Source organism: Myxococcus sp. CA023 (assembly GCF_010998615.1).
Lineage (GTDB): Bacteria > Myxococcota > Myxococcia > Myxococcales > Myxococcaceae > Myxococcus.
The window spans coordinates 1-17,997 of record NZ_JAAEAH010000080.1; the positions used below are offsets into that span (position 1 = coordinate 1).

Annotated in this window: 14 protein-coding genes and 1 rRNA gene; 11 read left to right on the forward strand and 4 right to left on the reverse strand. The window is 68.1% G+C overall.

Going from position 1 to position 17,997, the window contains the following annotated elements:
• The 4 genes from rrf to F8M74_RS29480 form a co-directional block, all read left to right on the forward strand.
• Nucleotides 1-109, forward strand: a 5S ribosomal RNA gene (gene rrf, locus F8M74_RS29460); the annotation flags it as partial.
• A 1,359-nt stretch (nt 110-1,468) separates the two neighbouring features.
• Nucleotides 1,469-4,300 (forward strand): serine/threonine-protein kinase, encoded by a 2,832-nt coding sequence (locus tag F8M74_RS29470; protein WP_141257138.1) that lies wholly within the window; start codon nt 1,469-1,471, stop codon nt 4,298-4,300.
• Nucleotides 4,301-4,397: 97 nt separating this feature from the next.
• Entirely contained in the window at nt 4,398-5,768 is a 1,371-nt protein-coding gene (locus tag F8M74_RS29475; RefSeq protein ID WP_141257139.1) for a KamA family radical SAM protein, read from the forward strand.
• The gene (locus F8M74_RS29480; protein ID WP_141257140.1) at nt 5,768-7,012 is read left to right on the forward strand and encodes a KamA family radical SAM protein; all 1,245 of its coding nucleotides are present in this window, start codon (nt 5,768-5,770) and stop codon (nt 7,010-7,012) included. The genes F8M74_RS29475 and F8M74_RS29480 overlap by 1 nt, the downstream gene beginning before the upstream one ends.
• Before the next feature lie 54 nt (nt 7,013-7,066).
• Here the strand turns inward: F8M74_RS29480 and F8M74_RS29485 are convergent, their stop codons facing one another.
• The 3 genes from F8M74_RS29485 to F8M74_RS29495 all read right to left on the reverse strand — a co-directional run bounded on the left by F8M74_RS29485 (nt 7,067) and on the right by F8M74_RS29495 (nt 8,584).
• Nucleotides 7,067-7,567: a hypothetical protein gene (locus F8M74_RS29485; protein ID WP_141257141.1), complete on the reverse strand. Its 501-nt coding sequence runs from the start codon at nt 7,565-7,567 to the stop codon at nt 7,067-7,069.
• Between the two features lie 82 nt (nt 7,568-7,649).
• Complete coding sequence (locus F8M74_RS29490) at nt 7,650-7,973, reverse strand: hypothetical protein (RefSeq protein WP_228560509.1); 324 nt, start codon at nt 7,971-7,973, stop codon at nt 7,650-7,652.
• Between the two features lie 122 nt (nt 7,974-8,095).
• Nucleotides 8,096-8,584, reverse strand: a complete 489-nt coding sequence (locus F8M74_RS29495; RefSeq protein ID WP_228560512.1) for a hypothetical protein — start codon at nt 8,582-8,584, stop codon at nt 8,096-8,098.
• Between the two features lie 72 nt (nt 8,585-8,656).
• On the opposite strand from F8M74_RS29495, the gene F8M74_RS29500 reads away from it, so the two are divergent.
• The 7 genes from F8M74_RS29500 (at nt 8,657) to recJ (ending at nt 17,715) form a co-directional block, all read left to right on the forward strand.
• Nucleotides 8,657-9,760: a SpoIID/LytB domain-containing protein gene (locus tag F8M74_RS29500; RefSeq protein WP_141257143.1), complete on the forward strand. Its 1,104-nt coding sequence runs from the start codon at nt 8,657-8,659 to the stop codon at nt 9,758-9,760.
• A 61-nt stretch (nt 9,761-9,821) separates the two neighbouring features.
• Complete coding sequence (gene queA / locus F8M74_RS29505; RefSeq protein ID WP_171410352.1) at nt 9,822-10,910, forward strand: tRNA preQ1(34) S-adenosylmethionine ribosyltransferase-isomerase QueA; 1,089 nt, start codon at nt 9,822-9,824, stop codon at nt 10,908-10,910.
• Between the two features lie 5 nt (nt 10,911-10,915).
• Nucleotides 10,916-12,115 (forward strand): tRNA guanosine(34) transglycosylase Tgt, encoded by a 1,200-nt coding sequence (gene tgt, locus F8M74_RS29510; protein ID WP_141257145.1) that lies wholly within the window; start codon nt 10,916-10,918, stop codon nt 12,113-12,115.
• Between the two features lie 142 nt (nt 12,116-12,257).
• On the forward strand, nt 12,258-12,614 hold the full coding sequence (gene yajC, locus F8M74_RS29515; RefSeq protein ID WP_141257146.1) for a preprotein translocase subunit YajC: 357 nt from the start codon (nt 12,258-12,260) through the stop codon (nt 12,612-12,614).
• Nucleotides 12,614-14,386 carry a protein translocase subunit SecD gene (secD, locus tag F8M74_RS29520; protein ID WP_141257147.1) on the forward strand — a complete coding sequence of 591 codons (1,773 nt, stop codon included), beginning with the start codon at nt 12,614-12,616 and terminating at the stop codon, nt 14,384-14,386. The genes yajC and secD overlap by 1 nt, the downstream gene beginning before the upstream one ends.
• Nucleotides 14,387-14,409: 23 nt before the next feature.
• Entirely contained in the window at nt 14,410-15,588 is a 1,179-nt protein-coding gene (gene secF / locus F8M74_RS29525; RefSeq protein WP_141257148.1) for a protein translocase subunit SecF, read from the forward strand.
• Between the two features lie 414 nt (nt 15,589-16,002).
• Complete coding sequence (gene recJ, locus F8M74_RS29530) at nt 16,003-17,715, forward strand: single-stranded-DNA-specific exonuclease RecJ (protein ID WP_141257149.1); 1,713 nt, start codon at nt 16,003-16,005, stop codon at nt 17,713-17,715.
• A gap of 12 nt (nt 17,716-17,727) precedes the next feature.
• Here recJ and F8M74_RS29535 read toward each other — a convergent pair whose 3' ends face one another.
• Nucleotides 17,728-17,955 carry a YHS domain-containing protein gene (locus tag F8M74_RS29535; protein WP_011554678.1) on the reverse strand — a complete coding sequence of 76 codons (228 nt, stop codon included), beginning with the start codon at nt 17,953-17,955 and terminating at the stop codon, nt 17,728-17,730.
• Nucleotides 17,956-17,997: the final 42 nt, after the last annotated feature.

The window sequence follows — 17,997 nt, forward strand, 5'->3', positions numbered from 1 at the left end:
CTATGTCGGAGGGGTCCCACCCGTTCCCATCCCGAACACGGAAGTTAAGCCCTCCAGAGCCGATGGTACTTCGCGGGAAACCGCGCGGGAGAGTAGGTCGCTGCCGGATTCTTTTTGAGAAACCCCCGGTGTCCCTCGTGGACACCGGGGGTTTTCTGTTTTGGGCGTGTTGGGTTTCCGCACGTCACCGCGGACGCTGGGCCAGGCGCCACGTGCGCAGCCGGCGCACGCCCCCACCGCCAGCAGGGCCGACGTGGTGGCCAGCACCAGCAGGTGCTCGGCTCGCGCCGCCCCTTTCGCCACCGCGTCCACGCTGTGCGAGAAGGCGTACCCCAGCGCCACCACCACCGGGGCGCTGAGGCACAGCGCCAACCCGTCCCACAGCAGGAAGTGGCGCAGCCGCATGCCTTGCACTGCGGCCATGATGAACACCGCCCCGCGCAGCATCGAGAGAAAGCGCCCCACGAAGACGCAGCGCCCGCCGTGGCGCGCGTAGAAATGGGCCAGTCGCTTGCGGCGTTCCGGCGGCAGGAGCTTCTTCAGCCGCGGATGCTCGTACAGCTCGGGTCCCAATCTTCGGGCGGTGAGGGAGTCAGGCGCTTCTTCAATCGTGGCTGTTCGTGCAGCGCGAGCCCCAATCTTCGGGCGGTGAGCAAGCGTCTTGTGTCTCCGCCGCGCACGCCGGCCATCGCGCCTGCGAGCGCCAAGCCCAGGGGAAGGGCATGCTGGTGCGCGCGGATGCTTGGCGACATTCGCGGCAGTGCGGGTTCGCATTGGGGGGCCGCCATCGGGGACGCCTGGTGAGTCTCAGCCACTCCCTCTTCTCAACGCCGAGGGTGCTCAGGAAGGCGCGGCGCTTCTCGAGAGGGCGTTTGGGCCGCTGAGGTGTCGACGGTCCTCCATTCGTCGCCCCTGCGTTGGGCGGCTTGGAGTGCGAGGCCCGTGTGCACTCCTTGGGCTTGGCTCTCGTTCCAGATGCCTCGGTGGCAAATGCGCCAGCGGCGGTGGAGGGCGCGTCGCCCGCGGCCGGGCTGACCGTGCGCGGGAAATGGAGGCGCCTCGTGGGCCCGGTGAAAACTCAGCCGGGAGTGCTTCGAGTTCGACGACGCCAGGTGGCAGGTTCACCCACTCCCGCTGGCGCCGGATCATGGCTCATTCCGCTTGGATGCCCCAGGCAGGGGGCGCTCTGACCTGCTAATACAGGCGACATGCGCCTACCGGCGACCGCGCTCCAACAGACCTCTGAGGCCCCCTCTGCACGCCTGCCGCCGCGCGTCGTGGAACATGACATTTCCATGGCGAGGTCCGGATGGCGCTCGGAGGGCTCAAGCTACCGGATTCGTTGGGGTTTCAGGCTGCTGTGCATGTTTGACTCGCCGTCCGCGCTGCGACTAGAGTCCAGGTTTCCGCCCGGTCTGCGCACCGCCTGTCGCGGTGCGCGCCTCCCGGTGCCGGGCCGCTCCACGAGATGAAGAAGCCGACCCTCTTTGGGAAGTACCTGCTCCTCGAGCGCATCAACGTCGGCGGCATGGCGGAGGTGTTCATCGCGAAGGCCTTCGGCGTCGAGGGCTTCGAGCGCATCCTGGCCATCAAGAAGATCCTCCCCACAATGGCGGAGGACGAAGAGTTCATCACGATGTTCATCGACGAGGCGCGGATCAGCGTTCAGCTGAACCACGCCAACGTCGTGCACATCAACGAACTCGGGAAGTACGACGACACCTACTTCATCGCCATGGAGTACGTCGCCGGACGCGACGTCCGGACCATGTTGGAGCGCTACCGGCGTCGTAAGGAGATCATGCCCACCGCCCAAGCGGTGTTCATCGCCTCCAAGATCTGCGACGGCCTGGACTACGCGCACCGGAAGAAGGACGCCCGCGGGCAGGACCTCCACATCATCCACCGCGACGTGTCGCCCCAGAACATCCTCATTTCCTATGAGGGTGAGGTCAAGGTCATCGACTTCGGTATCGCCAAGGCGGCGAACCGTTCCCAGAAGACGCAGGCGGGCATCCTCAAGGGCAAGTTCGGGTACATGAGCCCGGAGCAGGTCCGGGGTATGCCCATTGACCGGCGCAGCGACATCTTCGCCGTGGGCGTGCTGCTGTACGAGATGCTCACGGGCGAGAAGCTCTTCGTCGGCGAGTCGGACTTCTCCACCCTGGAGAAGGTGCGCAACGCGGAGGTTCCGCTCCCCAGCGAGTTCAACCCGAGCATCCCGCAGGGCCTGGAGAAGGTGGTCCTCAAGGCACTCACGCGCGAACCTGAGGACCGCTACCAGTGGGCGTCCGACATGGCCGAGGACCTGATGCGGTTCCTCCTGGCCGGTGACGCCATCTACTCGTCCAAGCACCTCTCCAGTTACATGAAGGAGGCGTTCGCCGAGGACATGCTCCGCGAGGCGGAGAAGATGGAGCGCTATGCCGGTATCGAGCGCCCCGACCAGATCGAGGCCTCGGGCATCACGGTGGCCCCCGGGTTCAACCGGCAGGCGGCGCGGCGTGCGCCCCCTCCAGCCGTGGTGGTGACGGGAACGCCCGCGGGCCGTGCGTCCACCGCGCCGGCGCAGCCTGTCCAGGACTACATCCCGCCTCCCACCGCCGAGGAACTCGAGGAGATGGGCGTCGGCGCGGGCGACAAGACGCAGATTGTCGACTCCTCGCATACGTTCATGTCTCCCGAAACCCGCGTTGCCGACAGCAGCGTCGTGGTGGACGACAGCATCACGGGCCGGACGGAGAACCCCATCCAGAACCATGGGACGTCCGGTTCCTACAACTCCTTGCGTGCCCCCGCGCCCGATACGTCATCGCGCAAGGGCAAGAGTGGCCCCAAGGCGCAGGTCGTCATCAGCAACGAGGAAGGCGAGGCCTACTCCGGCGCCACGATGATTGGCCCCGCGCCGTCCGCGCCGCCGACGCGCTCGCGCGGCTCGTCTCCCTCGCTGGACGAAGAGACAGGCAGCAGGCCAGCACCCGTGTCGGGCCGCGGCCGGGGCGGAAAGCGCGCTCCCGAGCCCGAGGAGGATCCGTCTGACTACGAGCAGCCGCCCGAGGAAGACAGCGGCGCCGGCTACGATGCCCAAGACGACTACGATGACGAGGGTCACCCGCACGACGACCTGAACGAGCCCGAGGAAGAGGTGACGGGCTCGGTTCCCCTCCCCCCGGAGGAGGCGCCTCCTCCCACGAAGGCCGCTGCGCCCGCGAAGGCGAAGGCGAAGACGAAGGTCCCCGCCAAGGGGAAGCCCGCGCTCAACCTCAAGACGCTGCCGAAGCCGGTGCTGTTCGCCGCCGCCGCGGCCATCGTGCTGTTGCTCGTCGTCGGCGTGGTGATGGCCACCAGGCCGTCCACGGGCGAGGTCACCTTCATGGTGTCCCCGTCCAACCCTTCCGCGCGCATCCAGCTGAATGGCCAGGAGGTCCAGCTCAACACGCTGCTGGCGCTCCCGGCAGGGCAGTACCAGGTCACCGCGAGCGCCCCTGGTCAGCAGAGCTCGGCCAAGACGGTGGATGTCGTCGCCGGAAGCAGAATCGTCGTTTCGCTTCCGCTGGAGACTGATCCTCAGGCGGCCCCGCCGCCCGAGAACAAGCCCCCGGAGGCACCGCCGACGAACACGGGCGTCGTCATTGCCGCGGGGACCACCGAGCCCGCCGCTCCCGCGGAGGATCCAGGCGGCGACGAGGCACCTGAGAACGCGCCTGTCGACAATGGGAAGACGCCGCCTCCCGCCACGGATCCGGCTCCCGCTCCCGCGCCGGTTCAGGTCGCAGCTGTCTTCAAGGGTGATGACGGCGCGGAGATCGCCGTGAATGGCGAGCGCCTGGGGCGGATTCCAGACGCGCGCATGGCGAACCTGGAGGTGGGGAAGACCTACTCGTTCACCGCGAAGCTCGCGGGCTACAAGCCGTACTCCGGTGAGTTCAAGGCCGACGGCAACAGCCAGCAGGTCACGGTCGCGTTCGAGATGACGAAGGAGCCGCAGCCCGAGCCCACCGTGGCCAACGTGCGGCCGCCGCCCCAGCCGGCTCCCAAGCCTCCGCCAGCCCCCAAGCCGCCGAGGGCCCCCAAGGTGATGGGCAAGTTCGCCTGCAGCACAAAGCCGGCGGGCGCGGACATCTACGTCGATGGGAAGAAGACGAATCGCCAGACACCGGTGACACTTGGCAGTCCGTTGATGCTACCGGTGGGCAAGCGGAAGATTTCGTTCAAGCTCAACGGTAAGACGACCAAGCCCGTGGTGGTCGACATCACGGAAGACAATGTAGCCAAGCTGGTCAATGTTCCCATCGAGTGAGAAGGCGGGCATCCGATGCCCCCTTCGATTGTTGACCGAAGTGGGGCATGGGCGCGTTATGACGCCTCGCCCGCGAGCAATTTAGAGGTGATGCGCCATGCAAACGACGCCCATCCGGGCCAAGCCTGAGGCTGGCCCCGCTGAACAGCCTTTTACGTATCCTCACCGCCGGGAGTTCATCGAGCCCGATTGGCGGCGGATCCCTGGCTTCAAGGACGTGTCCGCCGCCGACTGGGAGAACTCCGTCTGGCAGCGCAAGCACACCATCAAGAATCTCAAGGAACTCAAGGCAACGCTGGGGGCTCTGCTCCCGGATGACTTGGCTGAGAGCATGGAGCGCGACCAGCGCGAGCGGGCGACCATGTCGCTGCTCGTGCCTCCGCAGATGCTCAACACCATGAACCTTGAGGACCTGTGGCGTGACCCGGTGCGCCGATACATGCTACCGGCCTACGCGGACCGCCTCACGGAGTGGACCAACCATCCCAAGGCCAGCCGTGACAGTCTTCACGAGCAGGACATGTGGGTGGTGGAAGGCTTGACGCACCGGTATCCCACCAAGGTGCTGGCGGAGATGCTGCCGACCTGCCCGCAGTACTGTGGTCACTGCACGCGCATGGACCTGGTGGGCAATGACGTGCCGCAGGTCAGCAAACACAAGTTTGGCATCGGGCCCAAGGACCGCTACGCGCAGATGCTCGACTATCTGCGTCGCACGCCGACGGTGCGCGACGTGGTGGTGTCGGGTGGCGACATCGCGAACCTGCCCATCCAGCAGCTCGAGCCGTTCGTCAGCTCGCTGATGGACATCCCGAACATCCGGGACATCCGCCTGGCCAGCAAGGGGCTGATGGCCATCCCGCAGCACTTCCTCCAGGACTCCGTCCTCCAGGGGCTGGACCGGCTGGCGAAGAAGGCCGTCGAGCGCGGCGTGGACCTGGCGCTGCACACGCACGTCAATCACGCGCAGCAGCTCACCCCGCTGGTGGGCAAGGCCGTGCGCAAGCTGCTGGAGATGGGCTTCCGTGACGTGCGCAACCAGGGCGTGCTGCTGCGCGGTGTGAATGACAGCCCGCAGGCGCTGCTGGACCTGTGCTTCACGCTGCTCGACCACGCGAAGATCATGCCGTACTACTTCTACATGTGCGACATGATCCCCAACAGCGAGCATTGGCGGCTGTCGGTGGCTCAGGCGCAGCAGCTGCAGCACGACATCATGGGCTACATGCCGGGCTTCGCCACGCCGCGCATCGTCTGTGACGTGCCCTTCGTCGGGAAGCGCTGGGTGCACCAGGTGGCGGAGTATGACCGCGAGCGCGGCATCTCGTACTGGACCAAGAACTACCGGACCGGCATCGAAATGAACGATGCGGACGCGCTCAACCGGAAGTACGAATACTTCGACCCCATCGACCAGCTGTCCGAGGCGGGTCAGGCCTGGTGGCGGGAGCAGCAGAAGGCGGCGTAATGGATACCTCAGTGCTTCCGGCGGGTCTCCCGCCGGAGCCGGCGGCCGCTCGCGCGTCGCTCAGCGCCGAAGGGCGCAAACGGCTGTTTCCCAACGCCACGGACGCGGAGTGGGCGGACTGGCGTTGGCAGCAGCGGCATGCGGTGCGAGGCCTGGAGCAGCTGGAGCGGTACGTTCCGCTGACCTCCAACGAGCGCGCGGGCGTGCAGGAAACGTCCGCGCTGTTCCGCATCGGCATCAGTCCGTACTACCTGTCCCTCATCGACCCGGAGCATCCGTTCTGCCCGGTGCGCATGCAGTCCATCCCGGTGAGGGCCGAGGCACGCATCCGTCCGGGCGAGCTCGCGGATCCGCTGGGTGAGGACAAGACGCGACCGGAGGAGTGCATCGTCCACAAGTATCCGGACCGGGTGCTCTTCCTCGCGCTGGATACGTGCTCCGTCTATTGCCGTCACTGCACACGGCGGCGCATCACGCAGGGCGGGGTGGCTGAGCTCTCCAAGGAACAGCTCCGCCGGGGCGTGGACTATGTCCGGCGCCATCCCGAGGTGCGCGACGTCCTGATCTCCGGCGGGGACCCGTTCATGCTCAGTGACTCCCGGCTGGAGGAGTTGCTCGCGCCGCTCAGCGAGATTCCCCACGTCGAGATGATTCGCATCGGCACGCGCGTCCCCGTGTGTCTGCCCATGCGCGTCACCGACTCCCTGGCGAAAACGCTCCGGCGCTACGCGCCCGTCTTCGTCGTCACGCACTTCAATCATCCGAAGGAAGTGACGCCCGAGGCGCGCGAGGCCTGCGAGCGGCTGGTGGACCACGGCGTGCCGGTGGAGAACCAGGCCGTGCTGATGCGGCAGCTCAACTCCGACGCGCGCATCATCAAGGAGTTGTCGCACCTGCTGCTGCGCAGCCGCGTGCGGCCGTACTACCTGCACCAGATGGACGTCGCCGAGGGCTGCGAGCACCTGCGCACGCCCATCGCCAAGGGGCTGGAAATCATCCAGCAGCTCCGGGGCTACACCACCGGCCTCGCCGTGCCGCACCTCGCGGTGGACCTGCCGGGGGGCGGTGGGAAGGTGACGCTCCAGCCCGATTACGCCGTCGAGTACGGAGCGCAGGAGACGGTGTTCCGCAACTACAAGGGCGAGCGCTTCACGTACCCGGAACCCGAGGAGACGGACTGCACCTGCCCGTATGACGGCGTGTGGCAGGAGCGGGCTCCGCGCTACGGCTACCGCAAGGGCTGAGCCGCGTGCGCGCGGTGGGGGCTCGCCACCGCGCGCCTGTCGTTCAAAAGAGGCCTACTGCGGCAGTTCGGCGTCCTTCGGTACGCCGACGTCGATGGACGGCTCCGCGCCCTCCGTGGCCTCCAACTCCACCGGGTCCTCGTCGCTGAATCCCTGCTGGACGTGGACCTCTTCCGGGGCGGCCGCGGGCGCGGGCTGCTTCGCGGCCTTGGCGGCCTCCGCCAGCCGCTGCTCCTCCGCCTTCGCGCGGGCGTTGTCCGCCGGCGACATGCGCGCCTCGTAACGCGCGAAGTCCTTGCCCGACACGCCGTGCTTCTCCAGCACCGACGCGGAGGCGGCCTTCTGCTTGTCGATGGCCTCCCGGCGCTCCGCGGTGCTCATCTCCGACGACTTGCGGTTGCCGTACTCCGCGTCGACTTTGGACAGGGCCTGGGCCTCGTCGCGGCGGATTTCCGCCACCTTCTCTGGAGTCAGCTCCGTGCTGTCGGCGGCGAGGGCCTGCCCAGGAATGACGAGCCACGAGGTGACCAGGAGCAGGGCAGAGCGGGGAGACATGGCGGGAGGACCTCGTTCAGAACAGCGGGAACCGTCGCAGTCTAAACACGGAGCCTGCTTCTGTGCACCCGGGCCGTGCCGCTCAGGGGCCGCATCGCGCGCAGACATTCCGGGCAGTGGCGCATTGCTCCTGTCCCTGGGCACAGCGGGGTGGCAGGTCGTCCCGGTCAGGATGGCGCTCCACGAGCGCGCACAGCGACTCCGTCAGCTCGCAAGTCTGCGTTCCCACCGAACAGCGGTCCGCGCACGTCGCGTCGTCCAGGTCGTCGCGCGTCCGAAGCTCCTCGAGCCGCAGGGACAGCGAGTCGATGGCCGCGTCGTCGTTGCCTGCGACGCGGGCGTCCACCTGCTTCGCACAGGCCGTGAGCAGCACGCAGGCCAGCAACATCCGTGGAAGGGCGCGCATGGTTGCCTTCCTTAGGTGTCCGCGGCCCCAGGCGTCCAGCGGCGTTGGCCCGCGGTGTCGTTCCTTCAGGGACGGGCTGGCGTGGTGTGCACCGGTGGACGTTGGCGGGGCGCCGAAGGGCCTCAGGGCTTCGACAGGTACAGCCAGGCCGTCATCGCCAGCAGCAAAGCCACCGCGAGCCGCCGCAGCCACTCCTCGCGGCGACGCTGGGGTGACGCGCGGGCCTCTCGCTCCGCCGTTTCCAAGCCCGTGGCGACCTGGGAAGCCAGCGTCTGGAGCTCTCGGCACGTCTCCACCACCGGAGCCAGCGCGGCGGGGAACTTCGCGTCCTGGCGCTCTAGCGCGTCCTCGAGCATCCGTGCCCAGGCGGCTTCCTCGTCCTCACTGGCGGGCTCGCGGGCGGGGGCGCCCCGGTGCTGGGCCAGTGCGATGGCGGCCCTCAGCAGCAGCACGGAGAAGGCTTGGGCGGGGATGCCGTAGTGCGTCGCGCAGGCTTCTCGCGAGCGGCCCTCCACCAACCGGAGGGTGAGCATCGCGGAGGGCCGGGGCTCCAACTCGCGCAGGGCGGTGATGAAGGTCGTGGGGACTGCAGGGTGCGAAGGTGACGTCACGGGTGAGCCATCCTCTCCCATCCGCCGGATGTTTTCTTGAGGCGAGCACCCACGCCTCTACACTTCGGGGCCATGTTGCGACCTGTTGCACTCATCCTGCTCCTGCTGGTCCCTTCGGGCGTGCTCGCCGTGGAGACCCTGCGCATCGCCATCGAGGACGCGGGCAGCGAGGTGCGCATCAGCGGCCGGGGGCTGGCCTCCGGTCCCGACAGCGAGGAGGCCACATTCGCCCCCATCACCTCGGGACAGGCGAACGTCCGCCGCAAGGGGGGCCGCATCGAGGTCAACGGCACGCCCGTGGAGGGCGACTCCGTCCGCTTCCGCGCTGGCATGTCGGAGGCCTCGGCCGCGCCTGGTACCGAGCCGCTCAAGGCGGGCGCGGCGCAGGTTCGCGGCGATGTGGTGGTGCGCATGCACCGCAGTGGGCTGCAGCTCATCAACGTCATTCCCTTGGAGGACTACCTCGCCGCCGTGCTGGGCAGCGAGATGCCCGTGTCGTTTCCCCCGGAGGCCCTCAAGGCTCAGGCGGTGGCCGCCCGGACGTATGCGCTCCAGAAGAAGCTGGATGCCTACAGCAACGCGTTCCACCTGGGCAGTAGCGTGCTCCATCAAGTCTATGGCGGCGTCAACCGTGAGGACCCTCGCACCAAGGCCGCCGTCGAGGCCACGCGGGGACAGGTGCTCACGTACGAGCTGGCGCCCATCGAGGCGTACTTCCATGCCTCGTGCGGCGGCCGGACGGAGTCGGGGCTCGATGCCTTGCAGCGCGACCTGCCGTACCTCCAACCCGTCGACTGCCCCTGCGGAAAGCTTCCCGCCAGCCGGTGGACGGCGACGCTCTCCGACGCGGACATCAAGGCGGCGCTCCGCCACCCGGCCCAGGGGCTCAAGGTGGCAGCTCGCACGCGGACGCGCCGGGTGACGCGCGTCACCCTGGCGGACGGCGCCTCCATGGACGGCGTGGAGCTGCGCCGCAAGCTTGGCTACACCCGGCTCAAGAGCCTGGACTTCGACGTGGAACGCACCGAGCGCGGTTACGTGTTCACCGGTCGCGGCTATGGCCACGGGGCGGGCCTGTGTCAGTGGGGCGCCAAGGCGCTCGCCGACAAGGGCCGGGAGTACCGGGAGATCCTCTCTCATTACTACCCCGGGGCCGAGCTGCAGCAGCTCTACTGACGCCTCCCGCGTCCGGCGCGCTTTCCGCGACGGCGTGGGGGCTGCTACAAGCGCCACCCCCGTGTCGTCCCGTCTCTCTGATTACGACTTCGCGCTGCCCGAGTCCCAGATCGCCCAGGCTCCCCTGGCCGAGCGGGACGCGTCGCGCTTGATGACCATCAGCCGTTCCAGCGGCACCTGGTCGCACCGCCGGTTCGCCGACCTCCAGGAGCTGCTGCGCCCCGGGGACCTGCTCGTCCTCAACGATGCCCGCGTCATCCCCGCGCGCCTGCTGGGCCAGAAGGCCGGCACCGGTGGCCGCGTGGAGTTGCTCGTCGTGCGCCCGGCCGCCCAGAACACGCTGACCTCGGCGGCGCTCGGGGCGGCCCCCGAGTCGCTCGACTGGGTCTGTCTGGGGCAGGCCTCCAAGGGGCTCAAGCCCGGGCAGCGCGTGACGTTCGCCAGCGGCCTGGAGGCCGAAATCCAGGAGGCGCTGGGAGGAGGGGAGTACCGCGTGCGGTTCCACGCGCCCCCGGGCGCCTCGCTGGCCGCGCTGTTGGACGCGGCGGGCCGCCTGCCGCTGCCGCCCTACATCACCCGGGAGCCGGACGCCGCGGACGCGGAGCGCTACCAGACCGTGTACGCGCGTGCCTCCGGAGCCGTGGCCGCGCCCACCGCGGGCCTGCACTTCACCCAGGAAACCCTGGCCGCCCTGGATGCGCGTGGCGTGCACCGGGCGCTGGTGACGCTGGACGTGGGGCCGGGCACCTTCCTGCCGGTGCGTGAGGACGACCTGGACAAGCACCACATGCATCCGGAGCGCTACACCGTTCCGGAGGCAACCGCGAAGGCCATCAACGCGGCGCGCGCGGAAGGCCGGCGCGTGGTGGCGGTGGGGACCACCGTGGTGCGCACCCTGGAGTCCGCCACCGACCCGGAGACGGGGCGGCTGCGCGCGGGCCCCGGCGAGACGACCCTCTTCATCCGTCCCGGGTTCGCCTTCCGTCAGGTGGACCTGATGCTCACCAACTTCCACCTGCCGCGTTCGACGCTGGTGGTGCTGGTGAGCGCGCTGCTCGGACGGGAGCGCACGCTGGAGGCCTATGCGGAGGCGGTCCGCGCGGGCTACCGATTCTTCAGTTACGGCGACGCCATGCTGGTGTCGGAGTGAACGCCATGGGCGAGCAGCAGGAAGCGAAGCAGTCAGGTGGCAAGGGCGACACCCGCGTGGAGCCGGGGATGGTCCGCTTCGAGCTCCTTCACGAGGACGCGTCGGGAACGAAGGCCCGCCGGGGGCGTCTGCACACGCCGCACGGCCCCGTGGAGACACCCATCTTCATGCCCGTGGGCACCGTGGGCAGCGTCAAGGGCGTGGGGCCGGACGACCTGCTCACGCTGGATGCGCAGATCATCCTCGGCAACACCTACCACCTGATGCTGCGCCCCGGCGAAGCGCTGGTGGGGGAGATGGGCGGCCTTCACCGCTTCGTGTCGTGGAACCGGCCCATGCTCACCGACAGCGGCGGGTTCCAGGTGTTCAGCCTGTCCGGGAAGCGCAAAATCACCGAGGAGGGCGCCGCCTTCCAGTCGCACCTGGACGGCGCGCGGCACTTCCTCACGCCCGAGCGCTCCATCGGCATCCAGGAGACGCTGGGCGCCGACGTCATCATGGCCTTCGACGAGTGCCCGCCCTCCACCGAGGACAGGGCCTACCTGGAGGCGTCGCTGGCTCGCACCACCCGCTGGCTGCACCGGTGCGTGAAGGCCTGGAGCCGGGAGCGCTCGTCGCTCTTCGGCATCGTCCAGGGCGGCCTGCACGAGGATTTGCGCAAGCGCCACGCCGAGGAGGTGTGTGCGGTGGACCTGCCCGGCTACGCGCTGGGCGGCTACTCCGTGGGCGAGGCTCCGGAGGCCATGCATGACGGCGTGGCCTACTCCGCGCCCTTGCTGCCCCGCGATAAGCCGCGTTACCTGATGGGCGTGGGCACGCCCGTGGACCTGGTCACCTGCGTGGAGCACGGGGTGGACATGTTCGACTGCGTCCTGCCCACCCGGTGCGCGCGCAACGGCCTGCTCTTCACCTCGGAGGGCAAGGTCGTCATCCGGAACGCGGCCTACGCCAGGGACAACCGGCCGGTGGACCCTGCGTGCTCCTGCTACACCTGCCGCAATTTCAGCAGGGCCTACCTCCGGCACCTCTTCGCCGCCCAGGAACTGTTGGCCATGCGGCTCAACACGATTCACAACCTCCACTACTTCCTGGGACTGATGGCAGAAGTCCGGCGCGCGGTGGCAGAGGACCGGTTCGCCACTTTTGCCCGGGAATTCCGTGCCCGTGCCAAGGCGCAGGAGGCCGAACGGACCCGCGGTCGCTGACCGGGCGGATGGATTGCCCGGCTTCCCGCGTTCACTTGCTCACATGGGCCCCCCTTGCTAAGAGGGCCCCCTTTCGGATGGGTTCCTCGGACACACTGGGGGGCCTTCCATCCCAAGCTTTCCTCAACCGACGAGGCAGTGTGTGGCTGAGAGCTTTCTGATTCTGGCGCAGGCCGGTGGCGGCAATCCCCTGGGCACCCTGGGCTTCCTGGTCATCCTGGTGGGCATCATGTACTTCGTGATGATCCGCCCGCAGCAGAAGCAGTTGAAGGAGCACCGTGCGCTCCTCTCCGCGCTGAAGAAGGGTGATGAGGTCGTCACTTCCGGGGGCATCCTCGGGAAGATCCACCTCGTGGATGAGCGCACCGTGACGTTGGAGGTCTCCAGCGGCGTGCGCATCCGCGTGCTCAAGACGGCCATCAGCGCCAAGGGCGCGGTGGCGGAAGGCACGCCCGCGGCCACCGCGACGGCGGCCAGCGAGAAGAAGGAGGAGAAGTAATGGACCGCGGCTGGTGGTGGAAGGTCGGACTCATCGTCGCGGTGACGCTGGGCTGCATCTGGTTCCTCATCCCGACGTACTACTCGCTCATCGTTCTCGACCGGGACCAGCGCAACAACCTGGCCGTGCTCGAGGAGCGGATGCCCAGTTGGGCGCCTCCCGCGAAGTACCGCCTGAACCTGGGGCTGGACCTCCAGGGCGGCATCCACATGGTCATGCGTGTGGACACCAAGACGGCGCTCCAGAAGCGGACCGAGCGCCGCGCGCAGCAGATTGTCAATTACGTCAATGACAAGAAGCTGGGCGAGGTGGCGGCGGACACGGACCCGGAGAAGCTCGAGGTCACGCTGACGGCCAAGGACCCGGCGACGATGGACGCCATCCAGAAGGAGGTCCTGGCCACCTTCACCGACTTCAAGGAAGTCAGCCGCAGCGGCGCCTCGCTGGTGCTGGTGCAGGACGAGAGCCAGGCCAACGTCTTCCGGACGGAAGCGGTGGACCAGGCGATGCTCGTCATCCGCCGCCGCATCGACAAGTGGGGCGTGGCGGAAGTGGACGTGCGCAAGCTGGGCGCCGACTCCATCCAGATTTCGCTGCCGGGCCGCAGCAATGCGGAGCAGGCGAAGGAGCTGGTGGGTACCACCGCGCAGCTCGAGTTCCGGATGGTGGATGACTCCAACCCGCAGTTCTTCGCGCAGCTCCTCCAGGCTTCTCCGCCGCCGGAAGGCAGCGAGATCACCCTGACGACGGAGGGCGGCTTCCCGCAGCTCCAGGCCCCCACGCGCGAGGCCATCACTGAGTACACGAAGGACAAGGTGCCGGAGAACCGGGTGGTGCTCACCGAGTGCATCGCCAACCCGGTGAAGAAGAACGAGTGCACCTCGTACCGCTCCTACCTGCTGGACAAGAATGTGCCGCTGACCGGCGAGAGCCTGGCGAGCGCGGACGCGAACATCAGCCAGCTCAACGAGCCGGAGGTGAACATCTCCTTCGACCCCGCGGGCGCGCGTGAGTTCGAGCGGCTCACAGAGGCTGGGGTCGGCCGCCGCATGGCCATCGTGCTGGACGAGAACGTCCAGACGGCGCCGAACATCAACGAGAAGATCAGCGGCGGCTCGGCTCGCATCACCATGGGCCGCATGGGTGGCCGCACCTTCGAGGAGTGGCTGGGCGAGGCCCAGACGCTGGCGCTGGTGCTGAAGGCCGGCGCGCTGCCTGCCCCGGTGACGGTGGGCGAGATTCGTCAGGTGGGCGCCAGCCTGGGTGATGAACTCATCCGGAAGGGTGGCATGGCGGCGGTGCTGGGCCTGGGCCTGGTCATCCTCTTCATGGCCGTCTACTACAGGGCCTCCGGCCTCATCGCGGACATCGCGCTGTTGCTCAACGGCCTGCTCATCCTGGCGGGACTGGCCTTCTTCAACGCCACGCTGACGCTGCCGGGCATCGCCGGCTTCGTGCTGACGCTGGGAGTGGCGGTGGATGCCAACGTGCTCATCAACGAGCGCATCCGCGAGGAGCTGGGGAACGGCAAGACGGCCCGCGCGGCGGTGGACCAGGGCTACGACCGGGCCTTCTGGACCATCTTCGACTCGCACGTGACGGCGCTCATCTCCGCCTTCATCCTGTTCTTCACGGGAACCGGACCGGTGCGAGGCTTCGCCACCACGCTCATCATCGGCCTGCTGGCGTCGCTGTTCACGTCCATCACGGTGACGCGAGTCATCATGACCTACTTCGTCCACGGTCGTAACGCGAAGGTCGTCTCCGTCTGACCGGCCGGAGTCCGGGAACCGTCATGCAGATTTTCAAGAACAAGACGAACATCGACTTCATCAGCAAGCGCAAGCCCGCGCTGTTTCTCTCCACGTTGCTGAACCTGGCGATCATCGTCGGCATCGCCGCCTTCGGCTTCAACTTCGGCGTGGACTTCGCGGGTGGCACGGTGGTGGAGGTGAAGTTCGACCACCCCATCACCGCCGAGGAGGTCCGTGAGCGCGCGGACAAGGGTGGCCTGCCGGACGTCAGCGTGCAGAACATCGGCGCGGCGGAGGAGAACACCTTCCTGCTCCGCATGGGCGGTGTCACGCAGCTCAACGAGGAGAGCGGTGCCAAGGGCAAGGAGGCCCTGGAGGCGCTGGGGGGCGTGCGCAACGTCTACTCGGACCTGCCCAACGGCATCATCCGCTTCCGCGCGGCACAGCCCATGGACTCCGACGCCGTCAAGAAGGCGGTGGAGTCGGCGGGCATCGGCGTGCAGGAAGTGCGTGACCTGGGCGAGGCCCAGGGCGGCACGGGCTACGACTACCAGGTGGTGGCCAGCGGAATGGCGGACCGCGTGTTCGCCGCGCTCAACGCCGGGCTGGAGAAGCCGGACTTCGAGCAGCGCCGCGTGGACTACGTCGGTCCGCAGGTGGGCAAGCAGCTGCGCAACCGCGGCATCATGGCGCTGCTGTACTCGATGGTCGCCATCCTCATCTACGTGGCGTTCCGGTTCGACTTCAAGTTCGGTCCGGGCGCGCTCTTGTCCATGGTCCACGACGTCATCATGGTGGCGGGCTACTACCTGGTGAGCCGGCGCGAGTTCAACCTGACGGCCATCGCGGCACTGCTGACGGTGGTTGGCTACTCCGTCAACGACACCATCGTCATCTACGACCGCATCCGCGAGGACATGGCCAAGTTCAAGGGCAAGCCCTTCGCGGAGGTCATCAACATCGCCATCAACGACACGCTGGGCCGCACCATCCTCACGTCCGGCACCACGGCGCTGTCGCTCATCGGTCTGCTCATCTTCGGCGTGGGTGAAATCTTCGACTTCGCCATGGCGATGCTGGTCGGCATCGTGGTCGGTGTGTACTCGACCATCTACATCGCCAGCCCCCTGACCATCTGGCTGGACGAGCGCGCCGCGGCGAAGGAAGCCCGTCAGCGCGCCAGCGGCAACGTCGACCACCAGCAGCCGAACGCTGCGTGAGCCACCCGCACCCGAGGCCTTCCTTCCGATGAGGAAGGCCTCATGCGATGGACACCGACAGGGCCCTCTTCCTTCACGGGAAGCAGGGCCCTGGGTGTTTCAGGGGGCCTGTCAGAAGCGCGCGCCCAGCGTGAGCGAGGCGTCCAGCAGGCGGCTGTCGGTGAGGCCGTTGCGTGAGCCCTCGTAGCCCACTTCGAAGCCGAGGAAGGTGGTGGGTTTGAACCTGCTCACCGGCGACCGACCGTGCGTGAATCAGCGAGCCACCAGACGCGCGTCCGCCTGAACGCCCGTGCAGGAGGGGAAGTGTCGGGCTCAAGGTTGGACTGTCCTGGTCAGACGTCTGAGGTACTGTCGCTTTCGTAGCCAATTCATCCCGCCAACTCCCCTCGGAGAAGGCGAGGAGGAGTGTCGAGCGTGCGGTGGTTGCTTCCAGATGTAGTCGAGCAGGAAGTGGCGTCCCTCGCGGGGGAGTTGTCACTGCACCCGCTCGCGGCGAAGGTGCTCCTGCACCGTGGCTACCGCACCCCCGAGTCCGCGTCGGCGTTCCTGTCGGACCGGTTGGCGGACCTGCCGGACCCGTTCCGCATGAAGGGGATGCCGGGGGCGGTGGACCGCATCATCCGGGCGATTCGTTCGCGGGAGAAGGTGACGCTCTACGGTGACTACGACGTGGACGGCGTCTGCTCCACGTCGCTGCTGTACCTCTTCATGAAGGAGCTGGGCGCGCCGCCCGCGACGTACATCCCCCACCGGCTGGACGAAGGCTACGGCCTCAACGTCGGCGCGGTGGAGCGCATCGCCGCGGAGGGCACGCGGGTGCTGGTGACGCTGGACTGCGGCATCACCTCGGTGGCGGAAATCACCCGCGCCAAGGAGCTGGGCCTGGACGTGCTGGTGGTGGACCACCACACCGTGCCGCCCACGCTGCCGCCCGCGGTGGCGGTGCTCAACCCGCACCAGCCTGGCTGCGAGTACCCGACGAAGGCGCTGTGCGCCGCGGGCGTGGCCTTCAACTTCTGCATGGGCATCCGCAAGCGCCTGCGCGACGAGGGCTTCTTCGCCACCCGGAAGGAGCCCAACCTCCGGTCCATGATGGACCTGGTGGCGCTGGCCACGGTGGCGGACGTGGTGCCGCTCACCGGCGCCAACCGCATCCTGGTGACGCATGGCCTCCAGGAGCTGAGCGCGGGTCGCCGGCCGGGCGTGCGGGCCTTGAAGGAAGTGGCGGGCATGGACCCGGACGCCTCCGTCACCGCGGGACAGGTGGGTTTCCGCCTGGGGCCTCGCATCAACGCGGCGGGCCGGCTGCATGACGCCTCGCTGGGACTTCAGCTGCTGTGCTCGGAGTCACCGGAGACGGCGCGCTCACTGGCCGCGGTGTTGGATCGCGCCAACGCGGAGCGCCAGGGCATCGAGAGCAGCATCCTTACGCAGGCGCTGGCCCAGGCGGAGTCGCTGAAGGACGCGCGCGGCCTGGTGCTGTTCGACGAAGGCTGGCACCCGGGCGTCATCGGCATCGTCGCCTCGCGCGTGGTGGAGCGCTTCTACCGGCCCACCGTCATGGTGGGGGTGAAGGACGGCGTGGGGAAGGGCTCGGCGCGCAGCATCGAGGCCTTCCACCTCCATGACGCGCTCAGTGGCTGCGCGGAGATGCTGACGCGCTTCGGCGGCCACAAGCACGCCGCGGGGCTCACCATCGACGCGGAGCGGCTGCCCGCCTTCCGGGAGGCCTTTGAGAAGATTGCCTACCAGCGCCTCACGCCGGAGGACCTCATCCCCCGGTGCCGCGTGGACGCGGTGGTGAATCCCAACGAGCTGGACGCTCACGCCGTCGAGTCGCTCCAGCGGCTGGGCCCCTTCGGGCAGGGCAATCCGGAGCCCGTGCTGGTGCTGCGCCGGCAAGTGGCTCGCCCGCGCGTGCTGCAGCCGAAGTCAGGCACCGGCAGCGGCCATCTCAAGCTGGCCCTGGCGGACGCACCGGAGCTGGACGCCATCGGCTTCAACATGGCGGACCGGGCCACGCTGGTGGATGGCCCGGTGGACCTGGCTTTTCAGGCCGGCTTCGACACGTTCCGAGGCCAGCGCAAGCTGTCCCTGCGGCTCAAGGACCTGCGCGTGGCCGCCTAGCGGCCGTGGCGCTCAGGCAATGCCCCAGCGGACGCGGCCCGGCGTCATCAGCGCGCCGACGCGGGCCAGTTCGTTGAAGCGGAAGCGCTCCGCCTGCCTTTCGAAGGCGTGGCGGCACCGCTCCGAGCAGAAGAAGTAACGGCGCTTCTTGTACTCGGCGGTGGGACGGCCCTCGGGTGTGTCCAAGGTCTTCCCACATACGGGGTCCAAGTGCTGTCCTTGTCCCTGCGCGTTCTTCATCGCTCGCCTCCCAGCCCCCAGGGGAACCCAGGTTCCCGTCCC